The sequence below is a fragment of the Streptomyces sp. NPDC025618 genome (assembly GCF_055558795.1).
On sequence record NZ_JBVHLW010000007.1, the window covers coordinates 1 to 23,231 of the forward strand.

Below are 23,231 nucleotides of genomic sequence, written 5' to 3' on the forward strand. Positions count from 1 at the left end.
GAGGGCCCCTGCCCCCCCCCTCGAAGACACCCCCCCCCCCCCCCCCCCCCCCGGGCCCCCCCCCCCCCCCCCCCCCGCCGGCAAGGGAGTTTCCGCTACTTCCCCGCCGCGCACTGCGTCAGGCCGGCCGTGTCGCCCTTGCGGATCTTCTGCAGGGCGCCGAGGGCGTCCCCGATGGTGTCGACCTTGACCAGGGTGAGGCCCGAGGGCTTGTCCTTCGCGGCGGCCGCGCAGTTGTCCTTCGGCGTCAGGAAATACCGGGCGCCCTTGGAGCGCGCGCCCACCGTCTTCATCTCCACGCCGCCGATCGGCCCGACCTTGCCGTTGTCGTCGATCGTGCCCGTGCCGGCGACGAACTTCCCGCCGGTCAGGTCGTCCGGGGTGAGCTTGTCGACTATCCCGAGGGCGAACATCAGCCCGGCGCTCGGCCCGCCGACGTCCGCCAGCTTGATGTTGATCGAGAACGGGAAGGTGTGGTCGGTCGCGGCCTGGATGCCCACCACGGCCCGCTTGTCGTCAGGGGCCTTGGTCGTGGTGAGGGTGACGGTGTCCTCCCCCTTGGGCTGCCGCTTCTCCTTCTCCGCCGCGGCCGCCTCCTTGGCGGGGACGATCAGGAAGGTGGCCTTCTCGCCGGGCTGGTGCCTGGTGACCAGCTTGGCCACGTCGCCGGGCTGCTTGATCTCCGTACCGTCGACGGACTTGATCACATCACCGGCGTGCAGCTTGCCCTCCGCGGGGCTGCCCTTGACGACGGACGACACGACGACGCGGCTGCCGACCGGGATGTCCAGCTGCTTGAGAGCCGCCACCTTGGCGCTCTCCTGGGACTGGCTGAACTCCTCGGCCGTCTCCTGGTTGAGCTCGTCGGGGCTCTTGTCGTCGGGGTAGAGCGTGCTGTGCGGGACCACCAGATTGTCGTGCCCGAGCCAGCCGGTGATCGCCTCGACCAGATTCATCCGGTACTGGGAGCCGGTCACCCGGACCGTCGTCATGTTGAGGTTGCCGGTCGTCGCATAGGTCTTGCGCCCGGAGATCTGGAGCACAGGCTCACCGTCGTGCTCACCGAGTGTGTTGACCGTCGGCCCCGGGGACATCTCCGCGTACGGCACGGGGATCAGCACACCCACGCAGAGCAGCGCGATGAGCGTCAGGAGGGAAGCGAGCATCGTCGCAGTGCGGCGGGGCATGGAACGACAGTACGGGACGGGTCCGACAGTCCACCTTCGGGGCGGGCCGTCCGGGGAAGCGGTGAGGGGCGCGCCCCGCACACGGGGGCGCCCGGGGATTCCCGAGCGCGGTTCCGGACGGCGCTAGGAGACGCCGCTGCCCGTGTCCGAGCGCTCCATCGCCTCCCGAAAACGCGCATAGCCTGCGAGCTCCGCGACGTCGCCGGATTTGCGGTTGCGGGCCGCCCAAGCTGCCCAGCTTCCCCACATGACGGCGACGATGACCGCGGCGACGGGAATCAGCAACCACACGAGCGCTGCCATGCCACCCTCCCGGCCCCATGCACCACCATGACTGAGTGATGAGCAGATTAATCGTCCGTTCCCTCAACGCTCACGTCAGGGGGGCGGTTACGCAACCGGGGGCGGTCCGTGAGGGGTTGACGCAAGTGACGGGAGGGGAACCTGTGCCGTCAACGGCGGACGCTACGCCCCGACCCTCCCCCAGCTACCGCTGGGAGGTGCCCCCAGATCTCCCGCCCGACGGCGCTACGCGCCGACCCTCCCCCAGCTACCGCTGGGAGGTGCCCCCAGATCTCCCGCCCGACGGCGCTACGCGCCGACCCATTCCTCTGTTCCGTCCGCGAACGTCTGGTGCTTCCAGATGGGCACCTCGCGCTTGAGGTCGTCGATCAGCCGACGGCAGGCTTCGAACGCCTCCGCCCGGTGCGGGCACGACACCGCCACCACGACGGCCAAATCACCGACGGACAGTTCGCCGACCCGGTGCACCGCCGCGAGAGCCCGTACCGGGAAGTCCGCCGCGACCTTCTCGGCGATCCGGCGCAGCTCCGCCTCGGCGGACGGGTGCGCGGAATAGCCGAGCCCGGTGACGTCCGTACCGCCGTCGTGGTCACGCACCGTGCCCACGAACAGCGCGGTGCCGCCTGCGGCGTCGTCCCCGGCCGCGGTGAAGACCTCGTCCACGGACAGAGGGGTGTCGCGGATCGCCAGCAGGCGGATCGGGTCGGCGGCGGCGAGCTCGCCGGGGTGCTCGTAGATCGGTGCCATGCGTCCATCGTGCCGCACCCGGGCGGGCGCCCGGCATGGATGTTCGACAGACCGCCTGTGCGCTCCTGTGGAGGCTCCTCCAGCGCACACGGCTTCCGGATGCGCCGCGGGAGCCCGCACGGCCCGCACGCGGCGCTACAGCCTGCGGCGTGCCTTGCGGGCGCGGCGGACGAGGGCGGCGGTGCCCAGCAGTGCCACGGTCGCCCCCGCGGCGCCCGCGGCGGTGGCGTCCTTGCGGCCGAGCCTGCGGCCCGCGACCGTGTGGCGCCCGGCGACCTCCTCCAGCAGCTCCGCGAGGACCTCTTCGTTGGTCCAGCGGGGCCGCCAGCCCGCGTCGTGCAGCCTGCTGCCGCTGACGACCCACGGGTGCATCGTGTATTCCAGGTCGCCGGCGGGCGAGGGCGTGAGCCCCAGGCGGTGCAGCCGGGAGGCGGCGCCGAGCGCGACGGCCGAGGGCAGTTCCATGCGCCGGATGCCGGTGAGCTCCTCGACCTCCTCCTGCTCCAGCCAGCCGTCGCAGCCCACCGCCAGCTCGCCCTCGGCCTTCTCCAGGGCGGCGAACTCCAGCGCGCTCACGAGGTCCTCCACGTGGCAGAACTGCCACGTGGGCCGGGACCCGGCGACGACCAGGAGGCGGGGCGATTCGAAGTAACGCGTCAGGGCCGTGTCGGTGCCGCCGACGAGGACGGCGGGACGCAGCACCGTGACGTTCAGCCCGGGGTGCGCACGCGGCGCCCGCCGGGCGAGCCGCTCTATCTCCAGCAGATCGCCCACACCCGTCGCCTCCGCGGTCGCCCGCAGCTCCGCGTCCTCGGCGAGCGGCACGTCGTTGTCCGGCAGCGCGCCGTAGACCATCGCTGAGGTGCACAGCACCACGCGGTGCACCCCGGCGGCCGCGGCGGCCGTCAGCACGGTCTGGGTGCCCCGCACGTTGTAGGCGGTGCGGGCCGCCGGGTCGCCCTCAAGGTCGAGGTCGACCGCGAGGTGCACCACGACGTCGACGCCGCGCAGCTTCTCGGCGATCACCGGGTCCCGCACGTCCAGGACGTGCCACTGCGCCTCCAGGATGTCGCCGCGGCGCTCGTCGATGGCGACGACCTGCTTGATCTCCTCGGAGGCGGCGAGCCGCTGCGTGAGCAGCGCGCCGACTCCGCGGGCGGCACCGGTGACCGCTACGACCGGCCGGCGGCGGGCATGCGGGCTCGTACTGTCACGCGCGGAACCGTTTCGCGCTGCGCGAACTTCTCGGTCAGGGGAACTCACCGGGCATCTCCAGCGGTTGTCTTCAGTACGTACGGGTCATGACACGTACGTACCAGGTGACGTCCATCCTGCCGCAGGCCCAGGGTCGGCGAAGCACCAAGCCCGGATACGGGCGGGGGTGTCTACGCTGGGTGGTGTTGTCGGGCATTCGCCGCCGGTCCTGAGAGCCGGCGGCCCTACGAGCCGAGGAAACCCGTGAGTGACACCCCATTCGGATTCGGTCTGCCGCCGGAGGAGCCGGAGAACGGCGGCGACGGCAAGAAGAAGGGCGACGGCCAGGGCGGCCAGGGACCCGCGAATCCGTTCGGGTTCGGCGGTCCCGCGGGCGGTGGGGACAACCCCTTCGCCGCGATGTTCGGTTCCCTGAACCCGAACGACCTGGGCGCGGCCTTCCAGCAGCTCGGGCAGATGCTCTCCTACGAGGGCGGCCCGGTGAACTGGGACATGGCCAAGGACATCGCACGGCAGACCGTCGCGCAGGGCACTGCCGACGGCGGCAAGGACGCCAGCGTCACGTCCGGTGAGCGGGCGGCGGTCGAGGAGGCCGTGCGCCTGGCGGACCTCTGGCTGGACGGCGTGACGTCGCTGCCGTCGGGTTCGGGCACGGCCGTGGCCTGGAGCCGCGCCGAGTGGGTCGAGGCGACCCTGCCGGTGTGGAAGGACCTGGTCGACCCGGTCGCCGAGCGCGTCGGCGCGGCCATGGGCGATGTGCTGCCCGAGGAGATGCAGGCCATGGCGGGCCCGCTGCTCGGCATGATGCGCTCCATGGGCGGCGCCATGTTCGGCCAGCAGATCGGCCAGGCCGTGGGCGTGCTCGCGGGCGAGGTCGTCGGTTCCACCGACATCGGCCTGCCGCTCGGCCCCGCGGGCAAGGCCGCGCTGCTGCCGGTGAACATCGAAGCCTTCGGCTCGGGCCTCGGTGTGCCGCAGGACGAGGTGCGGCTGTATCTGGCCCTGCGCGAGGCCGCGCACCAGCGTCTGTTCGCCCACGTGCCGTGGCTGCGCTCGCACCTCTTCGGTGCCGTCGAGGGCTATGCCCGGGGCATCAAGGTCGACACCTCCAAGCTGGAGGACGTGGTCGGCCAGCTCGACCCCTCGCACCCCGAGCAGCTGCAGGACGCCCTCCAGCAGGGCATGTTCCAGCCGCAGGACACCCCCGAGCAGAAGGCCGCCCTGGCCCGCCTGGAGACCGCGCTCGCGCTGGTCGAGGGCTGGGTGGACGCGGTCGTGCACGCGGCCGCCGCCCCGCACCTGCCGTCGGCGGGCGCGCTGCGCGAGACGCTGCGCAGGCGGCGTGCCACCGGCGGTCCGGCGGAGCAGACCTTCGCCACGCTGATCGGCCTGGAGCTGCGTCCGCGCCGGCTGCGCGACGCCTCCCGGCTGTGGGCCTCGCTGACGGACGCGCGCGGCCTGGAGGGCCGTGACGGCCTCTGGGAGCACCCGGACATGCTGCCGACGGCCGCCGACCTGGACGACCCGGACGGCTTCGTCCACCGCGAGCACCTGGACTTCTCCGAGCTCGACAAGATGCTGGGCGAGGCGGCCGGCGGCACGAAGCCGGACCTGAAGAAGGACTCCGGCACGGAGCCCGGCGCGGGCGACGACTCCGGCGAGGGCGACGACAAGAAGTGAGCCTGCACGAGAACGCCGTCCTCGTGCTGAAGGAGTACGAGGACCAGCCGGAGCTGCGCGGGCTCTATCTGGACCACCTCGCCGCGCATCCGGACGGCATGTGGAAGGCGTGCGGTGCCGGGCACATCACGGCGAGCGCGCTGGTGATCGACCCGGCGGCCGGGCGCGTGCTGCTCACGCTGCACCGCAAGCTGCGGATGTGGCTCCAGATGGGCGGCCACTGCGAGCCGGGCGACAGCACGCTCGTGGAGGCCGCGCTGCGGGAGGCCACGGAGGAGTCGGGCATCGCGGGCCTGGCGCTGCTGCCGGGCGGTCCGGTGCGGCTCGACCGGCACCCGATCCCGGCGCCCTGCCACTGGCATCTGGACGTGCAGTTCGCGGCGCTGGTCCCCGAGGGCGCCGTCGAGGCGATCAGCGACGAGTCGCTGGATCTGCGGTGGTTCCCGTACGACGAGGTGGCCGGCGTCGCGGACGCCTCGGTCGTCCAGCTGCTGGAGCGGACGCTGGCGCGGCTGGCGTAGCGGATTGAGGCATGTGTAAGGGGCGGTCGCAATGGCGACCGCCCCTTACACATGGGTTCAGCGGTTGGACCAGATGTTGCCCTGGTTCTGGCCGTGCGCGCCCTGCTGGCCGATGCCGTACTGCGCCATCAGCCCCTGGCCGATCTCCGCGCCCTGCGGCGGGAGCAGCTCGCTGGGCTGGACGAGCGCGTACCCGTGGCCCTGGAAGTTCAGCTCCCAGCCCTCCCCCGTGCTGCCCCGGCGCCGCCAGACGCCCGATGAGGAGGTGGGTGCCTGCATCTGGACGACCAGGGAGGTCGACCAGGCGACGACGGCGTCCGCGTCGGCGTTGACGTATTTGTCCGGGGTGACCTGGAGCATCAGCGGCTGACCGGAGGTCATCAGGGCGACCTTGCCCTGTCCGCTGATGACGAGGTTGTACGCGCCGGTGCCGGAGATCCCGAACTGGCTGTCCACCGCGATGGCGTCCCAGTGCAGGGTGGAGTCCAGCGCGAGGACGTAGGCGCTGTCGACGGTGAGGCCGTTGTGGTCCACGTCGACCACGTGGATGTACTGCGCGAGGTTGGCGAAGTAGACCGTGCCCTGCCCCGAGCAGCGCATCAGGTCCAGGCCCTCGCCCGTGTGCGCCTGGGCGGTGCGCTGACCACGGGACTGGTACTCGCCGTCGAACTCCATCATGCCCTGGTAGGCGACCATGGAGCCCTTCCGGGCGAGGACGTCGTCGTGGCCGGTGAGGGAGACCCGCAGCAACTGCGGGTTCTGCAGGGCGTAGCGCTCCTGCGTCTGTGCTTCGGTGTGGCCGAAAAGCGGGCTCTGCATGCTGTCTTCGCTTCCCCTCAGCCCCGCGCCCGGAGCCGGTCGGTGCTGTCCTCGCTGGGCTGTACGACCACGAACCCCTGGCCGGAGAAGCCCAGTTGATAGGCTTCCCCGCTGCCCCGGCCGATCATGGAGGATGCCTTGAAGCTGCGCTTCCCCTTCATCTTGAGGCCGGTGGACCAGGCGACGAGCGCGTCCGGGTCCACATAGGTCTCGTCGTCGCCGCGGCCGCAGTCGACGACGATGGGGGTGCCACGGGAGGTGAGCGCCACCCATCCGGTGCCGGAGATGGCCACGTTGAACAGGCCCTGACCCGCGAACTTCGCCATACCCTTCACGCGCTGCACGCCCCACTGCAAGTGGGCGTCGAAGGCGAGGATGTTGGTGCCGTTGACGGAGATCGAGTCGCCGTCGAGCTGGAGGCAGACGACGTTCGCGCCGTAGTCGGCGAGGTAGAGCAGCCCGTCGCCGTGGCACTTCATCAGCGGCATGCCCTCTCCGGTGAGCCACTGGGAGGCCATCTGCCGGAGGGCGGGCGGGTTCGCCTCGTACTGGACGTAGCCCTCGTACGCGACCATCGAGCCCGTCCGGGCGAACAGGTCCTGGCCGGACTGCATGGCGACCTTCAGCATGCTGCTGCCGTGGTTCTCCATGCGTGTCACGACGGGGGTCGGGGCGTAGCCCGCGAACGGTGTCTGGTTCATGGTCATTTCGGGCTCCCTCAGACCTCGTAGGGCTGGACGACGATGAAATTGCCGGGCGCGCCGCGGAATTGGAGGTTCACGGTCTCTCCGCTGTGGCCCGGGTAGGCGTTGCGGCGCAGCCGTACCTGGCTGGAGATGATCACCTGTGCGGCGGCGGACCAGGCGACGATGGCGTTGCTGTCCGCGTACGTCGTCGGGGTGACGGGCAGCACCACGGGGACGCCGTGCGTCTTGACGACGACGGTGCCGTGGCCCTGGAACTGCATGGTGAACAGGGCGCCGCCGGGGATGCCATGGCCCTCGATCCGGCGGACCTCGTGCTGGAGCGACTCGTCGAAGGCGAGCACCGAGTCCGCGGAGACGCAGATGGCGTCGCCCTGGAGCTCGATGGGGTGCACGTGGGAGGCGTTCTCGGCCAGGAACACCTGTCCGCGGCCCGTGCAGCGCATCAGCTGCATCTCCTGGCCGGTGACGCTGCCCATGATGCGCCCGGCGAAGCCCGCGCCCTTGTAACCGAAGTCGACCTTGCCCTGGTAGAGCACCATGCTGCCCTGCCGGGCGAGCACGGGCTGCTGGTCGACGCCGAGGTCGACGCGGATGAGCTTGGCGTTCTGGAGCGTCCAGCGCTGGCCGGTGGGCACTTCGCGGTACTTCTCGAAGGCCGCCTGAACACCGCCGGAGGCGGCGCCGGGCGCCCCCTGGCCGTACGGGGCGGGCTGCCCGGGGTAGGGCACGCCCTGGTGCGGCGCCTGCGGCGGGGCGCCATAGGGCTGCTGCGGTCCGGGGTAGCCGTATCCGCCGGGCTGCTGGCCGTGGGGAGCGTGCTGGCCGGGTACGCCCGGCGGGCCGGGCGGCGGCGGGAGCTGGCCTCCGTGCCCGCTTCCGTGCCCGCCTCCGTGCTCCGCGAAGTAACCGGGCGGGGCGATCGGCGCGGCGAGCGTGGGCGCCGCGTGCATCTGCCCGGGCGCCGGCGGCGGGGTGCTGCCCTGCGGCGGCGGGAAGCCCTGGTGGGGCGGCGGGGTCTGCTGCTGGTACGCGGACGCGGGAGCGGGCGCCGGAGGCGGGGTCTGGAAGGGCGCCTGCGGCGTGCTCGGAACGGGGGGCGGTGCCTGATGGGGCTGTGTCTGCTGGGCCGGTGCCGACTGGGCCGGAGGGGCGAAGGCAGGGGGCGCGACGGCCTGCGCCGGGGGCGCGAACGCGGGGGCGGCCGCCTGGGGCGGCGCCGGGTCGAGCTCGGGCTCTTCCTCCAGCACCTCGCCGCCGAAGTTCCTGAGGAGCGCCTCCAGTCCGCCGTCGAAGCCCTGGCCCACGGCGGCGAACCGCCAGACGTCCTTCATATAGAAGTCGCCGAGCATGACAGCGCGTTCGGTGCTGAATTCCGCACCGGTGAAGGAGTAGCGCGCGACTTCCTCGCCACCCGCGACGACACGGAGATAGCCGGGGCCGATCTGGGACATCTGACCGGCGCCGTCGAGGGTGGCGGTGAAGCTCAGTTTCCGCACCTGCGGGGGAATCCGGTCGAGGGTGACGCGGAAGGATTCCGTGTCACCGGCCTGTGCGCCGAGTTGCTGAATGGCACCCTCGGGAGACGCCGGCTGGTTGAAGAAGACGAAGTACCGGTCGTCGGACAGCCGCTCCTGGGCGTCGAGGCCGAAACAGCTGATGTCGAAGGTCAGGCCGGGACCGGCGATCTGCACACCCACGTACAGATCGGTCCCCGCCGTCAGGTCACTGATCTTGGCCTTGTGGCCGCGCTGGAATTCCCTGGCCATGCGTAACGACCGTCCCCCATCCGAACGTGTGATGAATGCGTCGCGTCAGGCTAACGGCTCAGCCCGGCCCTTACGGCTCCGGGCCGTGCGCACGCCGAGCCGAAACGCCGTCCGCGCTATTCGCTGCGTGCCGCGGGAAGATGGGGAAGCCGGTCGGCGGAGACCACACCTTCGAGGTATCCACGGGCGCGCTCGGTCCTCGGATATGCCTCCAGGAGCCGCCAGAATCCGGGCCCGTGGCCGGGGACGAGCAGATGTGCCAACTCATGGAGCAGCACGTAATCCACGACGTACTCCGGCATGCCCTGCAAACGGTGCGAGAGACGAATGCTGCCCTCGGCCGGGGTGCAGGAACCCCAGCGGGTGTTCTGGTTCGTCACCCAGCGGACCGTCTCCGGGCGGGCCCGGCCGCCGAGATACTGCGCGGAGAGCCGTCCCGCCCGCTCGGCGAGCTCGGCGTCGCCGAGCACCCGCTTGCTCTCCTGGGCCGCGAGCTTGTCGAGCATCACCGTCACCCAGCGCTGCTCCTCCGCCTCCGACATCCGGGCGGGGATCAGCACCACGGTCCGGTCGCCCTCGCGGTACGCGGACACCGTTCTCCGGCGGCGCGCGCTCCGTCTGACCTCGACCGCACTGGTCTCCGATCCGCCGGTGAGCGGGCTCGGAATGCTGCGCGGTGGTCTTGCGGCACTGTGCAGAGGATCGACGGGCACGCCCCGACGTTACCCGCTGGCGGCGCGTGAAGTCCCGCCCATCGCTCCTTGTCGGGGGAAAGACACCGGAGAGTGCACGGCTTGTACGACAATCACCCCGCGCTTGTGGATAACTTCGCACGACCCACCGGCCGTCGGCCCATTCTGGAGGCCGACGGAGGGGGAAGGCCATGCAGACGAACGCAACGCCGTGCACGGAACCGACGCGGGGCGGCGCCGTGCGCGGAGCTGACACACGAGGCGGCTCCGCGCGGGCGACCGTGGATACGACCACGGGTGCCGGCGGTACGGGCTTCGGGCGGGCGGACCAGGATCGTGCGGGGCGGGGGTCCGCGGGCCCGGGGCGGCCCGGCTCCAGGTCCGCGGGCCCAGCGCCGAGAGCCTTCGCGCCACCGGGTCCCGTCCAGCCGGACTCCGCGCATCCGATGCTCAAGCCAGCCCTGCGGCGGAGCTGGCGCAATCGGGACACGGTGCAGTTCGGCGTGGCTCCCGCGCACGCCGTGGCGGTCGGGCCGGTGGACACGGCGACGAGCAGCTTCCTGCCCCTCCTGGACGGCACGCGCGGCATGCCGTTGCTCAGGGAGGAGGCCAGAGCCGTCGGCCTGCCCGAAGGCCGGGCCGACGCCCTGGTCGAGAGGCTGACGCGGGCCGGGCTGCTCGACGACCCGCGAGCCGGGGGCGAGGAGGCCACCGCGCTGCGCGAGCAGGGGCCGGCCATGGAGCGGCTGCGCCCCGACCTCGCCTCCTTGTCGGTGCTCCACGCAGGTGCGGGGGCGGCGATGGGGATCATGGCCACCCGCCGGGCGCTGCGGGTGCGGGTGCGTGGCGCCGGGCGGGTGGGATCGGCCGTGGCGGCGCTGTTGTCGGCGTCGGGAGTGGGCCAGGTCGATGTCCAGGACGGCGGTTGCGTCGAGCCATGGGACGTGGGGCCGGGCGGCGTGGGGCCCGAGCGGATCGGGGAGCGCCGCGACGGCGCCGCCGGACGGGTGGTCCGGCAGGTCGCGCCCGTGCCCCGGCCCCGGGCCCGGGGAGGAGGGAGCAGTGCTGAGCCGCCGCTGGCCCTGGTGGTGTTCGCCCCTCGTGACGGACTCGCCGCCTATGCCCCCGACCCGGCGGCCGCGGAGGAGCTCGTCCTGTCCGGAACTCCCCATATGTACGCGGGCGTCCTGGAAGCCACTGGAGTGGTGGGGCCGTTGGTGCTGCCCGGCGGGACGGCGTGCGCGGGCTGTGTGGAGCTCGGGCGGTCCGAGCGGGATCCGGCCTGGCCCCGAATGCTCGCCCAGTGGCGGTCCGGCCGCGCCTCGGGGGTACCGTCGTGCGACATGGCACTGGCCACGGTGGTGGCGGGGCTGACCGTGGGGCGGGCGCTGGCCTTTCTCGACGGTGGGTCCCCGGCGAGCGCGGGGGTGCGGCTGGAACTGGCCCTGCCGGGCCCGGCCTGGTCCCCGCGGCCCGTCGAGCCGCATCCGCGGTGCCCGTGCGGCGCGGCGGGATCTTCGGATCCCGGATATGCCTCGGCCGCAGGGGTGCCGCACGGGACAATGAGCAGGTAACCGCCGTCCGCGGCGTGGCTGTTCGGCTAGTTGGAGGGGCGCATGTCTGATCTACCCCGCAAGGCGGTCACTCGTACCGCCAAGTTGGCGGCGCTGCCCTTGGGGTTCGCCGGGCGCACGGCGCTCGGGCTCGGCAAACGCATCGGCGGCCGACCCGCGGAGCTGATCGCCACGGAGTTGCAGCAGCGCACGGCCGAGCAGTTGTTCGCCACCCTGGGGCAGCTCAAGGGGGGCGCGATGAAGCTGGGTCAGGCGCTGTCCGTCTTCGAGTCGGCGCTCCCCGAGCAGGTGGCGGGCCCCTATCGGGCGGCGCTGACCAAGCTTCAGGAGGCGGCCCCTCCGATGCCGACGAAGTCGGTGCACGCGGCCCTGGCGGAGCGGCTCGGGCCAAACTGGCGTGATCTCTTCGAGGAGTTCGAGGATCAGCCGGCGGCGGCCGCGTCGATCGGGCAGGTACACCGGGCGGTCTGGCACGACGGGCGCGAGGTCGCCGTGAAGGTGCAGTATCCGGGCGCGGGCCAGGCCCTGCTCTCCGACCTCACCCAATTGGGGCGCTTCGCCCGGCTGCTGGGCCCGCTGATCCCCGGGATGGACCTCAAGCCGCTCATCGCCGAGCTCCGCGACCGGGTGGCGGAGGAGCTGGACTACGAGCTGGAGGCCCGGGCGCAGGAGGAGCACGCCCGGGAGTTCGCGAGCGATCCGGATGTGACCGTTCCACAGGTGGTGCACCAGAGCGACCAGGTGCTGATCACCGAGTGGATGGAGGGAGTGCCGCTGTCCGAGGTGATAACGGAGGGCACCCAGGAGCAGCGGGACCGGGCCGGTCAGCTGCTCGCGCGCTTCCTTTTCTCGGGCGCGGCGCGCACCGGGCTGCTGCACGCCGACCCGCATCCGGGCAACTTCCGGCTGCTGACCGGGGACGCCCCCGACGGACCGCCGGAGAAGTGGCGGCTGGGGGTGCTGGACTTCGGCACGGTGGACCGGCTGCCGCAGGGGCTGCCGCCGACGATCGGCACGGTCCTGCGACTGACGCTGGACGGCGAGGCGGAGGCGGTCCACGAGCTGCTGCGGGACGAGGGGTTCGTCAAGCCGGAGATCGAGCTGGATCCCGGAGCGGTCATGGATTATCTGCTGCCGATCATCGAGCCCGCGCAGGCGCCGGAGTTCACCTTCACCCGGAGCTGGATGCGCGCGCAGGCGACGCGGATCGCCGATCCGCGCTCGCCCGCCTATCAGCTGGGGCGGCAGCTCAATCTGCCGCCGGCGTATCTGCTCATACACCGCGTGACGACCAGCACCATCGGGGTGCTCTGCCAGCTGGGCGCGACCGTGCGGCTGAGAGACGAGATGGAGGCGTGGGTGCCCGGCTTCGCGGCGGCAGACGAGAGTCAGGAGACACCCGCCTGACGGGCCGCAGGTGGGCCCTCACCACCAGGACGAGTCGAGTCGGCTCTCGATCGCTCTGAGGTTGGCGCGGGCGCAGTCGTCGCAGAAATAGCGGCGACTGCCGTTCTCGACGGAGCAGGTCCAGGTCGGCGGCGTACCGTCGGCGGCGGTGCCACAGCGAGCGCACGTCACGGGCGTGGCGTTCTCGGTGGCCTCAGGGTCCAACTGCACTGATTCATGCGTCTTCTGGTCCACTCCCAGACGATATCCCCGTCGACGCGCCGCGAGGGCACAACGCACCCAACGCCCCGCGGGGCCGGTCCGTTCGGACCGGCCCCGCGGGGTCCGGGATGAGCTCCGGGTGAGCCCTGGGCCTGGGCCGGGGCCCGCTCAGTGCATCACGGCCATGGCCAGCGCGCGGCGGGCGCGCAGCGAGGCGCGCTCGGCGCGGCGCTGCATCCGGCGGGCGCTGACCAGCCGCGCGGCCCTGCGTTCGGACTCGGCGGCCCGGAGGCGTTCGTCCATATGGGCACGGGCCAGGGCTTCTGGGATGAGTTGCATTTCGAGGTTCCTGTTCTGACGCGAGGCGGTCGCGCCGGAGGTGTCACGGGTGGGGGCTTCGGAGCCGAACGGCTCGACGGAGGGGCGGTGCATGGTCGGATCCTGCTTCTTGGGGTCGTGCGTGGTGGGGCGGTCGATGGTGCCGAAGAGGTTCATGCGGCGACCGGGTTCTTGCGCGGACGGCCACGGGGCCGCTTGCGGGCCACCACGACGCCCTGGACGAAGAGCTCGCCACCCCAGACACCCCACGGCTCACGCCGGTCCAGGGCACCGGCCAGGCATGCCTCGCGGAGCGGGCAGGTCTGGCAGAGCGACTTGGCGTACTCCACGTCGGCCGGGGTCTCGGCGAAGAAGACCTCCGGGTCGTAGCTGCGGCAGGGGACGGGCGTGCCCAGGTTCTCGATGGCGTCGTCGAGGTCGGTGAGGGCGGTGAGGGGGGTCAAGGAGTCCTCCGTGGGGACAGGCGGGGGGATCAGGTCGGTCGCTACTGACGGGGTGTGTGCCTTGAGTTGCACGGTGTTGGTTCCTCGTCTTGTCTTCCGGCTTGTGGCCGGACTGGTTCCCCCCGCACGGGCGAGGGGGCAAACAAAAGGGCCGCGGATCCCGGTGTGGGTTCCGCGGCCCTGGAAGGTGCCGACCTGATCATGCCGATCAGGCTGGATCTCTCCAGGGTTCGAGCCCACGGAAGGCCCACATCGTGAGGTGCTGCTGCTGCTGCGCGTCCAGGGATCCGGCGCCGTTGGTCGTCGCTTCAATGGCATAGGTCTGAGCCTGTGCCGCTGCTGCTGCCCTTACCGCGGACGCCTTGGTCGGTCGCACATTGACCGGGGCAAAGCCTGCGGTGGACAGACCGGTGCCCTGGAACAGGGAGAGCGAGCCGACAGTGATGCCGAGGGAACGGGTGGCGACGACCGGACGATCGGTCATTTTGCTGCTGGTCTTGAAGCTGATCATTGGTCTCCGCCTCCTCTCGGCGTCTAAGGGGACTGGTCGAAACCAGTCCGGACGGTTCAGTACAGCACGGATCCACCGGAACTCGAAAGAGCCGCTGTCTCCGTGCTCGGAAGGCTATGGGTATGCCCTCCGCGTGCGCAAACTATTTTTCCGGAGTTTCTTCCGAGGCGTCTTCCGAGGCCGCCTCCCCGCCCGCGCACAGGGCCAGGACGTCGGCGCCGAACCTCTCGAGCTTCCGTCTTCCGACCCCTGAGATGCCCGCGAGCTCCGATTCGGTTCCCGGCACGGCCTCGGCGATCGCCAGCAGTGTCTTATCGGTGAAGACGCAGTAGGCGGGCTGGCCCAGCAGGCCCGCCTGCCCGGCCCGCCAGTCGCGCAGCCGCTCGTACAGCGCCTCGTCCAGCTCGACGGGGCAGTCCTCGCAGCGCATCAGCTTGATCTCGCCCGCGTCCGTCAGGGTCTTCCCGCAGACCCTGCACCGCGCGGGCCCCCGGCGCCTGCGCTGCGCGCCGCGCTCGACGCCCGCGCCGCCACCGGTGAAGGCGGCGGCTCCGGCCCCTCCCCCGCCGGGGCGGGCGACGGAGCCGGGCCGCAGCCCGGTCAGGAAGCGGGTGGGGCGGCGGGTCGCCCGGCCACCCGGGGTGCGGGACAGCGCCCACGACAGGGAGAGGTCGCGGCGGGCCCGGGTGACCCCCACATAGAGGAGGCGGCGCTCCTCCTCGACCTGTTCATCGGTCTTGGCGTACGTGATCGGCATCATGCCCTCGGCGAGCCCGACGAGGAAGACTGCGTCCCATTCCAGGCCCTTGGCCGCGTGAAGTGAGGCGAGAGTCACACCTTCGACGGTCGGCGCGTGCTGGGCGGCCGTCCGCTCGTCGAGTTCGGCGACGAGGTCGGACAGGGTGGCCGCCGGTCTGGCCCGTACGAAGTCCTCAGCGAGCCGCACCAGGGCCGCCAGGGACTCCCAGCGCTCCCGGACCGCCCCTGAGCCCGCGGGGGGCTCCGCGGTCCAGCCACGGGTGCCGAGCACGGCCCGCACCTGGGAGGGCACATCGTCGGCATCCGCCAGCTGGGGGTCGGAGTGCCCTCCCGCGCGGGCGGCGCCGCGCAGCAGCAGGGTGGCCTCGCGGACCTCCGGGCGCTCGAAGAACCGCTCGGCGCCGCGCAGCTGACAGGGCACCCCGACGTCGGCCAGGGCCTGCTCATAGACCTCGGACTGGGCGTTGATGCGGTAGAGGATCGCGATCTCGCTGGCCGGGACCCCGGAGTCGATGAGCTCGCGGATCCGGCGGGCGGTGCCCTCGGCCTCGGCGGGTTCGTCCGCGAACTCCGTATAGCGGGGCTCGGGGCCCGCCGGGCGCTGCGAGACCAGCTCCAGCCGGTGCTCGGCGGCCCGGCCGCGGGCCTGCGACAGGAGGCCGTTGGCGAGGTGGACCACCTGGGGGGTGGAGCGGTAGTCCCGGATGAGCTTGACGACGGTCGCGTGCGGGTGGCGGGTGCGGAAGTTCAGCAGGTGGTCGGGGGTGGCGCCGGTGAAGGAGTAGATGGTCTGGCTGGCGTCGCCGACCACGCAGAGATTGTCGCGGTCGCCCAGCCACAGCTCCAGGAGCCGCTGCTGGAGCGGGCTGACGTCCTGGTACTCGTCGACCACGAAGTGCTGGTACTGGCGGCGCACGGTCTCGGCGATGTCGTGCCGGTCCTGGAGGACGCCCACGGTGAGCAGCAGGACGTCCTCGAAGTCGATCACGCCGCGGTCGCGCTTGAGCTGCTCGTACGTCCCGTAGATCAGGCCGGTCTCGGCGGGGTCCCGGGGGGCCTCCCGGCCGGCCTTGGCGGCCGCGGGGGCGTAGTCCTCCGGGACGGTCTGGGTGACCTTCGACCACTCGATCTCGCCCGTGACATCGCGCAGTTCATTGCGGTCGAGCCGGACGCGGCAGCGGGCCGCGGCCTCCGCGACGAGCTGGACCTTCCGCTCGAGCAGACGCGGCAGCTGGCCGCCCACGGCCTTCGGCCAGAAATACTGGAGCTGGCGCAGCGCCGCCGAGTGGAAGGTGCGCGCCTGGACGCCGCCCGCGCCGAGCTGGCGGAGCCGGCCGCGCATCTCCCCGGCGGCGCGGTTGGTGAAGGTGACGGCAAGCACACTGGCGGGCTGGAGCACCCCGGAGCGGACGCCGTACGCGATCCGGTGGGTGATCGCGCGCGTCTTGCCCGTGCCCGCTCCGGCCAGCACGCACACCGGACCGCTGAGCGCCGTCGCTACCGCGCGCTGCTCGGGATCGAGCCCGTCGAGCACGGCGTCGGCAGAGTCCGGGACCTGCGGGAAGAGGGTTGCTGTCACCCCGCCATGCTGCCAGGTCGGCGGGGGCGACCGGGAACGTCGTCCACAGGGCCGGCCTTCCGGTCATATGAATGGCCGGAGTCCTCCGGAGCGGCGGACCGGCCCGCTTCCCTGGGCCGTGGGCGGCGCGGTGACCGGGCGGGCGCGGAAACCGCCGGGGAATGGTCCCGCACAGGTGCGCGTTCTACGACTGGCACCACACCCACCACCGAAGGAGCACGAGGACGCATGTCGGGCACCGTGACGATGTACAGCACCACCTGGTGCGGCTACTGCCGCCGGCTCAAGAGCCAGCTGGACCGCGAGGGAATCGCGTACAACGAGATCAACATCGAGCACGACGCCGAATCTGCGGCCTTCGTGGAAAAGGCGAACGACGGCAACCAGACGGTTCCGACCGTCCTGGTCGTCCCCGCGGGCGGCGGCGTTCCGGTCACCATGACCAACCCGTCGCTCGCCCAGGTCAAGCAGGCGCTGGCCTCCTGACCCCGGCACGGCCGCGGGGGGGGGGGGGGGGGGGGGGGGGGGGGGGGGGGGGGGGGGGGGGGGGGGGGGGGGGGGGGGGGGGGGGGGGGAGGGAGGGGGGGGGGGGGGGAGGGCACCCGTCCCCCCCCCCCCCCCCCCCCCCCCCCCCCCCCCCCCCCCCCCCCCCCCCCCCCCCCCCCCCCCCCCCCCCCCCCCCCCCCCCCCCCCCCCGGCCGGCTCAGCTCCAGGCCGGGCCCTGCGGCAGCGGCTCGCCGTACCAGAGCTCCAGCAGGCGGGCCGCGATGGAGATGCCGGTGGGCGGCAGCACCTCGCCGGAGGCGAAGCCCGCCCGCAGCTCCTCCCGCGAGAACCAGCGGGCCTCGTGGATCTCCTCGCCGTCCACCTGGATGTCCGCGGACGTGGCCCGCGCCATGAAGCCCAGCATCAGGCTGGACGGGAAGGGCCAGGGCTGGCTGGCGACGTACTCCACGTCACCGACGACCACGCCCGCCTCCTCGGCGACCTCCCGGCGCACCGCCTGCTCGATCGACTCGCCCGGCTCGACGAAGCCCGCGAGCGTCGAGAAACGGCCCTCCGGCCAGTGCATCTGCCGGCCCAGCAGTGCCCGGTCCTGCTTGTCCGTGACGAGCATGATGACGGCCGGGTCCGTGCGGGGGTAGTGCTCCGCGCCGCAGGCGGGGCAGCGGCGGATGTGGCCCGCGGCCGCCACCACCGTGCGCTCGCCGCAGCGCGAGCAGAAGCGGTGCAGCCGCTGCCAGTTCTCCAGGGCCACCGCGTGCACCAGCAGTCCCGCGTCGCGCGGCGACAGCAGCAGCCCGGCCTCGCGCAGCCCGGCCGGGCGCGCCGACTGGTCCATGCGGCCCGGCAGCGCGTCCTTCTGGAGGGCGAAATAGGCGATGCCCTGCTCGTCCTGGCCGAGGAAATAGCGGTGCGTCTCGGTGACCGGCGCCTCGAACGCCGGGGTCATCACCAGCTCGGTGCGGCCGTCGGGGGTGTCGTCGACCAGCACCTGCCCGCCGGAGACCACGAAGACTCTCGTGGAGGGGTGGCTCCACGCGGCGGCGAGCCACGCCTCGTCGAGGCGGTGGTGCGCGGCGCGGTCGATGCCGCTGTCCCCGCTGAGTGTGATGGGCCGGGCGGCTGACAGATCGGTCCAGGTGGTCACGGCTGCTTCCAACTCCCCCTGCGAATGGTGATGTACGTCGAGAACGCGAGCTACCGGTCGCTTCCGGCCAGGTCGGACCAGAGGTAGGCACTGGTCTCGACGCCCTTCATGAGGAGGTCCAGCTCGACCTTCTCGTTGGGCGCGTGCCAGCCGTCCGACGGCACCGAGATGCCGAGGAAGAGGACCGGCACCCCGAGCACGTCCTGGAGGTCGGCGGCCGGGCCCGAGCCTCCCTCGCGTGTGAAGCGGATCTTCTGCCCGAAGGCACGGCCCATGGCCCGGACGACCGACTGGAGGTATGGGTGGTCGAGCGGGGTCAGGCAGGGGCGGGTCACACCCCAGAAGTTGATCTCGTGGCGGATGCCGTCCGGCAGGGTGTCGGCCACCCACTGGCGTACGGCCCGCTGCACGGCGTCGGGGTCCTGGCCCGCGACGAGCCGGAAGGACAGCTTGAGGCGCGCGGTGGACGGCACGATCGTCTTGCCGCCGGGGCCCTGATAGCCGCCGCCCATGCCGTTGACCTCGGCGGTGGGGCGGGCCCAGATCCGCTCCAGCGTGGTGTAGCCCTTCTCGCCGAGGGAGGCGTGGGAGTGCGCGATGCGCAGCCACTGCTTCTCGTCGAAGGGCAGCTCGGCGAAGAGCTCGCGCTCACGGTCGGTGAGCTCCACGATGCCGTCGTAGAAGCCGGGGACCGCGACCCTGCGGTCCTCGTCGTGCAGGGCGGCGGCGAGACGTGCCGCCTCGGTGGCCGGGTTGGGCACGGCGCCGCCGAAGGAGCCGGAGTGGATGTCCTGCTCCGGCCCGTAGAGGTCGATCTGGCAGTCCGTGAGGCCGCGCATGCCCGTGCAGACGGTCGGGGTGTCCTCGGACCACATGCCGGTGTCGGAGACGATCACGGTGTCGCACGCGAGGCGGTCGGCGCGCTCGCGCACGAGGGCCGGGAAGTGCGGCGAGCCGGATTCCTCCTCGCCCTCGATCAACAGCTTGAGGTTGACCGCCGGGGCGGTGCGGCCGGTCGCGGCGAGGTGCGCCCGCAGGCCGAGGGTGTGGAAGAAGACCTGGCCCTTGTCGTCCGCGGCACCGCGGGCGTGGAGCCGGCCGTCCTTGAGAACGGGCTCGAAGGGCTCGGTGTGCCAGCCGTCCTCGCGGGCGGCGGGCTGCACGTCGTGGTGGCCGTAGACCAGCACGGTCGGTGCACCGGCGTCGCCCGAGGGCCACTCGGCGAACACGGCCGGGGCGCCGTCGGTCTCCCAGACCTCGACGGTCGGGAAGCCGGTCGCGGTGAGCTTCCCGGCCAGCCAGTCCGCGCTGCGGCGCACATCCGAGGCGCGGTCGGGATCCGCCGACACGGAGGGGATGCGGAGCCACTCGACGAGGTCGTCGAGGAAGGCGTCGCGGTGCTCTTCGATATACGCGCGGACAGCGCTGTCCGGGGTGTCGCTCATGACATCGAGCCTATCCGGCCACGCGGCGTGACCATGACCGGGCTTGCTCACGGACCCTCCCCGAACAGCAGCTCTTCGAGCCCGGCGCGGTCCGGCAGGCCCTCGGGGCGGACGGTCTCGCCGTCGCGCACGTAGACGAAGGCGGCCGTGACGGCGGACAGCGGCAGGCCGTGCTGCTCCGCCCAGGCGACGCGGTAGATCGCGAGCTGGAGGGGGTCCGCGTCGTGCGCGCGGCTCGTCTTCCAGTCGACGATCTCGTACGTGTCGCCTTCGGGGCCGCGCTCGCGGTAGACGGCGTCAATGCGGCCGCGGATGACTCGGCCCGAGAGAGTGAGCTGGACCGGCGCCTCGACGCGGTAGGGAGTGCGGTGGGCGTAGGGGGTGCGCTCGAAGGCGTCCTTGAGGGCGGCGAGGTCGCGTTCGTCGGCGATCTCCGGGGCGTCCGCGCCGTCCTCCGTGCCGCCGGGCAGTTCGTCGGGCCCGAGCAGGGGCAGGGGCAGGGCCTCGAACCGGGACTCGATCCAGGCGTGGAAGCGGGTGCCCCGGCGGGCGGCGGGCTGCGGCGGACGCGGCATCGGCCGGGCCAGCTCGTGCGCGAACCCGTCCGGGTCGGCCGCGAGCCGCACCAGCTGCGAGGCGCTCAGGGCGCCGGGCAGGACCACCTCACGCACGCTCGCGCGTGCCCGGCGCAACTCTCCTGCCAGCGCGTCCAGGTCCCGGTCCCAGGACGCGACGAGCCGGGCCTCCTCGGGCACGAGCGAGTGCCCTGCGGGCTGCTCGGCGAAGTGGTCCTCGGCTACTGCGCGCTCGTGGGGCACGGGGGCGTCGTCCGGGTGGGCCGGTGCGTGATCCGGTTCCCCGTGGCCGGTGGCGTCGGCCCGCCGCGCGGGCCCGTCCTCCGTCCGCGCGCCCTCGTCACGTACGCGCGCGTGCTCCGCCGTCCCGCCCTCCTCCGGCGCGTGCCGGGGGGCGGGCAGAGCGTTCTCCGGGCGGGTGGTCGGCAGCGCGTCCCAGTCCGTGAGGTCCTCGTCGGACGGCGGGGCCGGGTCCTCCTCGTAGGCGTCCTGCTCGTAGGGGTCCTCCTCCGGCGGCGGCCAGTCCGGGTCGTGGGCCGGCTCGGGCCGCGGGTCGGGGACGGGCTCGGCGGCCCGGGCCGCCATGCGGTCCAGGTGGGCCAGGACGGCGGCCGCCGCCGCGCGGCGGCGGGTCAGCGAGGCGGGGTCGAGGGGCAGGGGCCAGGAGCGGTCGGTCTCCGGCTCGGCGAGGGCGGGGTTCTCCGCGCCCTCCGCGGGCTCCTCCGCCCAGAACTCGATCTCGCCGTGGCCCGCCTCGCAGTGCTCGCGCAGGGCCTGGAGGAAGTCGGAGGGGCCGCGCGGCTGCTTCTGGCTGGGGCCCCACCAGTGACCGGAGCCCAGCAGCAGGGAACGGGGGCGGGTGAACGTGACGTAGCCGAGGCGGAGTTCCTCGGTGCGCTGGTGTTCCTTCATGGCGGCCTTGAAGACGGCCAGCCCCTTGCTGTCCCACGCGCCGACGTCCGGCAGGGTGTCGGCGTCACCACGCAGGGCGTGCGGCAACACCTTCGCCTGGGCGGTCCACGACTCGCGGGACTGCTCGCTGGGGAAGGTATTGGAGACGAGACCGGGGACGGCGACCACGTCCCACTCCAGGCCCTTGGACTTGTGCGCGGTGAGCACCTTGACGGTGTTCTCCCCGCCGGGCAGGGAGCTGTCGAGGCCCTTCTCGTACTGCGCGGCGGTGCGCAGGAAGCCGAGGAAGGCGAGCAGAGTGGCCTCGCCGTCGACGGACGCGAAGCCCGCGGCGATGTCCAGGAAGTGCGAGAGCGTCTCGCGCCTGCGGGCGGCCAGCGCGTGCGGGGACGCGGACAGCTCGACCTCCAGGCCGGTGGTGGCGAGCACCCGGTGGAGGACGTCCATGAGCGGGTCGGCCAGCGAACGCCGCAGGTCGCGCAGTTCGGCGGCGAGGCGGGCGAAGCGGACGCGGGCCTCGGCCGAGAAGGGCAGGCCGGCGTCCTGGCCGGCCCCCGGCTCCGGCCGGGCGGGGCCACCGGCCGTCAGGAAGGAGTCGAGCGCGTCCGCGAGGGAGACGACCTCGGCCGGGTCGACGCCCTCGACGGCCTCGGCGAGCCTGCGCTCGGGGTCGGCCCCGGCGCCGCCGTAGGGCACGAGCGTCCGGGCGAGGCGGCCGAGCAGCGCCAGGTCGCGCGGGCCGATGCGCCAGCGCGGGCCGATCAGCAGCCGCACCAGCGAGGCGTTGGCGGTGGGGTCCTGGAGGACCTCGCAGACGGCGACGAGGTCGGCGATCTCGGGCAGGTGCAGCAGCCCGGACAGGCCGACGACCTCCACGGGGACATCCCGCTCGACGAGCGCGCCCTGGATCTGCGCGAAGTCGGTGGCGGTGCGGCACAGGACGGCGATGTCACCGGGCCGGGTGCCCGTGCGCACCAGGTGGGCGAGGGAGTCCGCGAGCCACTCCAGCTCTTCCGCGTGGGTGGGCAGCAGGGCGCAGCGCACCACGCCGTCCCGCTCGGCGCCGGGGGCGGGCCGCAGGGCCTCCACGCCCGCGTGGCGCGCGCGCAGCGGGGCGGCCAGGCCGTTGGCGAGGTCGAGGAGGCGGCCGCCGCTGCGCCGGTTCTCGCTGAGCGCGAACCGGCGGGCGGGGCTGCCGTCGGCGTACGGGAAGTGGAGCGGGAAGTCGTCCAGGTTGGCCACGGAGGCGCCGCGCCAGCCGTAGATGGCCTGGCAGGGGTCGCCCACGGCGGTGACGGCGTGGCCGGTGCCGCCGCCGAAGAGGCCGGACAGCAGGAGGCGCTGGGCGACGGAGGTGTCCTGGTACTCGTCGAGGAGGACGACGGCGAACTGCTCGCGCATGATCTGCCCGACCTCCGGCCGGCTGCGGGCCAGCTCGGCGGAGAGGGCGATCTGGTCGCCGAAGTCGAGGAGGTCGCGCTCGCGCTTCTCCTCGCGGTACGCCTCGACGAGGTGGAGGAGCTCGAGCCGGGCGCGCGCGGTGTCGGGCACCCGCCGCAGGTCGGCGTTGGAGAGCCTGGCCCCTTCCAGGGTGCTCAGCAGCTCCTTGTCGTACGCCCGGAGCTCCGCCGTCCGCACAAGGTGCTCGGCGAGCTCGCCGTCGAGGGCCAGGAGGTCGGAGACGAGGTCGCCGAAGGAGCGGGTGAGGGCGGGATACGGGCCCGGGGAGGTGCGCAGGACGCGGGCGGCGAGCTGGAAGCGGGTGGCGTCGGCGAGCAGCCGCGCGCTGGGCTCCAGGCCGAGGCGCAGGCCGTGCTCCTTGAGGAGGCGGCCCGCGAAGGCGTGGTAGGTGGAGATCTGCGGCTCGCCCGGGGCCTGGTCGGGGTCGCCGGGCGCGGGGTCGGGGTCGGTGACCCCGGCCTCGAGAAGGGCCTTGCGCACGCGCTCGGACAGCTCGCCCGCCGCCTTGTTGGTGAACGTGAGGCCGAGGACCTGCTCGGGGGCGACCTGGCCGGTGCCGACGAGCCAGACGACGCGGGCGGCCATGACCGTGGTCTTGCCGGACCCGGCACCGGCCACGATGACCTGCGGGGCGGGCGGCGCGGTGATGCAGGCCGTCTGCTCCGGGGTGAACGGAATGCCGAGCAGCTCCTTGAGCTGCTCGGGGTCGGTCAGGCGCGGGGTCACCCGAAAACGCT

At 72.8% G+C, this 23,231-nt stretch carries 21 protein-coding genes; 5 read left to right on the forward strand and 16 right to left on the reverse strand.

Annotation, left to right across the window (positions count from 1 at the left end; genetic code table 11):
* Positions 1–95: 95 nt before the first annotated feature.
* The 4 genes from ACZ4A5_RS09105 to ACZ4A5_RS09120 all read right to left on the reverse strand — a co-directional run bounded on the left by ACZ4A5_RS09105 (position 96) and on the right by ACZ4A5_RS09120 (position 3,500).
* A complete protein-coding gene (locus tag ACZ4A5_RS09105; protein ID WP_467580226.1) occupies positions 96–1,187 on the reverse strand; it encodes a YlbL family protein in 1,092 nt (363 codons plus the stop codon).
* A 123-nt stretch (positions 1,188–1,310) separates the two neighbouring features.
* Positions 1,311–1,490: a hypothetical protein gene (locus tag ACZ4A5_RS09110; RefSeq protein ID WP_116215901.1), complete on the reverse strand. Its 180-nt coding sequence runs from the start codon at positions 1,488–1,490 to the stop codon at positions 1,311–1,313.
* A 288-nt stretch (positions 1,491–1,778) separates the two neighbouring features.
* Complete coding sequence (locus ACZ4A5_RS09115; RefSeq protein WP_467580229.1) at positions 1,779–2,237, reverse strand: molybdenum cofactor biosynthesis protein MoaE; 459 nt, start codon at positions 2,235–2,237, stop codon at positions 1,779–1,781.
* 135 nt (positions 2,238–2,372) lie between these two features.
* Entirely contained in the window at positions 2,373–3,500 is a 1,128-nt protein-coding gene (locus tag ACZ4A5_RS09120; RefSeq protein ID WP_467580233.1) for an SDR family oxidoreductase, read from the reverse strand.
* Between the two features lie 195 nt (positions 3,501–3,695).
* Here ACZ4A5_RS09120 and ACZ4A5_RS09125 point away from each other — a divergent pair, with 195 nt between their 5' ends.
* Entirely contained in the window at positions 3,696–5,132 is a 1,437-nt protein-coding gene (locus ACZ4A5_RS09125; RefSeq protein ID WP_467580236.1) for a zinc-dependent metalloprotease, read from the forward strand.
* A complete protein-coding gene (locus ACZ4A5_RS09130) occupies positions 5,129–5,653 on the forward strand; it encodes an NUDIX hydrolase (protein WP_467580239.1) in 525 nt (174 codons plus the stop codon). The genes ACZ4A5_RS09125 and ACZ4A5_RS09130 overlap by 4 nt, the downstream gene beginning before the upstream one ends.
* 57 nt (positions 5,654–5,710) lie before the next feature.
* Here the strand turns inward: ACZ4A5_RS09130 and ACZ4A5_RS09135 are convergent, their stop codons facing one another.
* The 4 genes from ACZ4A5_RS09135 to ACZ4A5_RS09150 form a co-directional block, all read right to left on the reverse strand.
* The gene (locus ACZ4A5_RS09135; protein ID WP_467580242.1) at positions 5,711–6,472 is read right to left on the reverse strand and encodes an AIM24 family protein; all 762 of its coding nucleotides are present in this window, start codon (positions 6,470–6,472) and stop codon (positions 5,711–5,713) included.
* Positions 6,473–6,489: 17 nt separating this feature from the next.
* Positions 6,490–7,173, reverse strand: coding sequence for an AIM24 family protein (locus tag ACZ4A5_RS09140; RefSeq protein WP_467580682.1), 684 nt, complete (start codon positions 7,171–7,173; stop codon positions 6,490–6,492).
* 17 nt (positions 7,174–7,190) lie between these two features.
* Positions 7,191–8,945 (reverse strand): TerD family protein, encoded by a 1,755-nt coding sequence (locus tag ACZ4A5_RS09145; RefSeq protein ID WP_467580245.1) that lies wholly within the window; start codon positions 8,943–8,945, stop codon positions 7,191–7,193.
* Between the two features lie 116 nt (positions 8,946–9,061).
* Positions 9,062–9,658, reverse strand: a complete 597-nt coding sequence (locus ACZ4A5_RS09150; RefSeq protein ID WP_398870381.1) for a M48 family metallopeptidase — start codon at positions 9,656–9,658, stop codon at positions 9,062–9,064.
* A 425-nt stretch (positions 9,659–10,083) separates the two neighbouring features.
* On the opposite strand from ACZ4A5_RS09150, the gene ACZ4A5_RS09155 reads away from it, so the two are divergent.
* Both ACZ4A5_RS09155 and ACZ4A5_RS09160 read left to right on the forward strand, forming a co-directional pair.
* Positions 10,084–11,211, forward strand: coding sequence for a ThiF family adenylyltransferase (locus ACZ4A5_RS09155; protein WP_467580248.1), 1,128 nt, complete (start codon positions 10,084–10,086; stop codon positions 11,209–11,211).
* 42 nt (positions 11,212–11,253) lie between these two features.
* Positions 11,254–12,618 (forward strand): ABC1 kinase family protein, encoded by a 1,365-nt coding sequence (locus tag ACZ4A5_RS09160; protein ID WP_467580251.1) that lies wholly within the window; start codon positions 11,254–11,256, stop codon positions 12,616–12,618.
* An 18-nt stretch (positions 12,619–12,636) separates the two neighbouring features.
* Here the strand turns inward: ACZ4A5_RS09160 and ACZ4A5_RS09165 are convergent, their stop codons facing one another.
* The 5 genes from ACZ4A5_RS09165 to ACZ4A5_RS09185 form a co-directional block, all read right to left on the reverse strand.
* Positions 12,637–12,852 (reverse strand): hypothetical protein, encoded by a 216-nt coding sequence (locus ACZ4A5_RS09165; protein WP_390749352.1) that lies wholly within the window; start codon positions 12,850–12,852, stop codon positions 12,637–12,639.
* 135 nt (positions 12,853–12,987) lie between these two features.
* A complete protein-coding gene (locus tag ACZ4A5_RS09170) occupies positions 12,988–13,314 on the reverse strand; it encodes a hypothetical protein (RefSeq protein ID WP_467580256.1) in 327 nt (108 codons plus the stop codon).
* Complete coding sequence (locus tag ACZ4A5_RS09175) at positions 13,311–13,673, reverse strand: WhiB family transcriptional regulator (RefSeq protein WP_116213773.1); 363 nt, start codon at positions 13,671–13,673, stop codon at positions 13,311–13,313. Before ACZ4A5_RS09175 ends, ACZ4A5_RS09170 begins: the two co-directional genes overlap by 4 nt.
* 136 nt (positions 13,674–13,809) lie before the next feature.
* On the reverse strand, positions 13,810–14,112 hold the full coding sequence (locus ACZ4A5_RS09180; protein ID WP_467580259.1) for a hypothetical protein: 303 nt from the start codon (positions 14,110–14,112) through the stop codon (positions 13,810–13,812).
* Between the two features lie 142 nt (positions 14,113–14,254).
* Positions 14,255–16,450, reverse strand: coding sequence for an ATP-dependent DNA helicase UvrD2 (locus ACZ4A5_RS09185; RefSeq protein WP_467580262.1), 2,196 nt, complete (start codon positions 16,448–16,450; stop codon positions 14,255–14,257).
* Positions 16,451–16,678: 228 nt separating this feature from the next.
* Here ACZ4A5_RS09185 and ACZ4A5_RS09190 point away from each other — a divergent pair, with 228 nt between their 5' ends.
* On the forward strand, positions 16,679–16,936 hold the full coding sequence (locus ACZ4A5_RS09190) for a mycoredoxin (RefSeq protein ID WP_467580266.1): 258 nt from the start codon (positions 16,679–16,681) through the stop codon (positions 16,934–16,936).
* Positions 16,937–17,153: 217 nt separating this feature from the next.
* On the opposite strand, the gene nudC is transcribed toward ACZ4A5_RS09190, so the two are convergent.
* The 3 genes from nudC to ACZ4A5_RS09205 are packed head-to-tail and all read right to left on the reverse strand — an operon-like array spanning position 17,154 to position 23,220.
* Positions 17,154–18,101 carry an NAD(+) diphosphatase gene (gene nudC / locus ACZ4A5_RS09195; protein WP_398870375.1) on the reverse strand — a complete coding sequence of 316 codons (948 nt, stop codon included), beginning with the start codon at positions 18,099–18,101 and terminating at the stop codon, positions 17,154–17,156.
* A 50-nt stretch (positions 18,102–18,151) separates the two neighbouring features.
* On the reverse strand, positions 18,152–19,546 hold the full coding sequence (locus ACZ4A5_RS09200) for a dipeptidase (protein WP_467580269.1): 1,395 nt from the start codon (positions 19,544–19,546) through the stop codon (positions 18,152–18,154).
* Positions 19,547–19,593: 47 nt separating this feature from the next.
* Entirely contained in the window at positions 19,594–23,220 is a 3,627-nt protein-coding gene (locus ACZ4A5_RS09205) for a UvrD-helicase domain-containing protein (RefSeq protein WP_467580272.1), read from the reverse strand.
* Positions 23,221–23,231 lie beyond the last annotated feature (11 nt).

Excerpts from the sequence above, each read along its gene's own strand:
- ACZ4A5_RS09105 (WP_467580226.1), bottom strand. The coding sequence starts at position 1,187 with ATGCCCCGCCGCACTGCGACGATGCTCGCTTCCCTCCTGACGCTCATC.
- ACZ4A5_RS09110 (WP_116215901.1), bottom strand. The coding sequence starts at position 1,490 with ATGGCAGCGCTCGTGTGGTTGCTGATTCCCGTCGCCGCGGTCATCGTC.
- ACZ4A5_RS09115 (WP_467580229.1), bottom strand. The coding sequence starts at position 2,237 with ATGGCACCGATCTACGAGCACCCCGGCGAGCTCGCCGCCGCCGACCCG.
- ACZ4A5_RS09135 (WP_467580242.1), bottom strand. The coding sequence starts at position 6,472 with ATGCAGAGCCCGCTTTTCGGCCACACCGAAGCACAGACGCAGGAGCGC.
- ACZ4A5_RS09140 (WP_467580682.1), bottom strand. The coding sequence starts at position 7,173 with ATGAACCAGACACCGTTCGCGGGCTACGCCCCGACCCCCGTCGTGACA.
- ACZ4A5_RS09145 (WP_467580245.1), bottom strand. The coding sequence starts at position 8,945 with ATGGCCAGGGAATTCCAGCGCGGCCACAAGGCCAAGATCAGTGACCTG.
- ACZ4A5_RS09155 (WP_467580248.1), top strand. The coding sequence starts at position 10,084 with ATGCTCAAGCCAGCCCTGCGGCGGAGCTGGCGCAATCGGGACACGGTG.
- ACZ4A5_RS09160 (WP_467580251.1), top strand. The coding sequence starts at position 11,254 with ATGTCTGATCTACCCCGCAAGGCGGTCACTCGTACCGCCAAGTTGGCG.
- ACZ4A5_RS09170 (WP_467580256.1), bottom strand. The coding sequence starts at position 13,314 with ATGAACCTCTTCGGCACCATCGACCGCCCCACCACGCACGACCCCAAG.
- ACZ4A5_RS09180 (WP_467580259.1), bottom strand. The coding sequence starts at position 14,112 with ATGATCAGCTTCAAGACCAGCAGCAAAATGACCGATCGTCCGGTCGTC.
- ACZ4A5_RS09190 (WP_467580266.1), top strand. The coding sequence starts at position 16,679 with ATGTCGGGCACCGTGACGATGTACAGCACCACCTGGTGCGGCTACTGC.
- ACZ4A5_RS09200 (WP_467580269.1), bottom strand. The coding sequence starts at position 19,546 with ATGAGCGACACCCCGGACAGCGCTGTCCGCGCGTATATCGAAGAGCAC.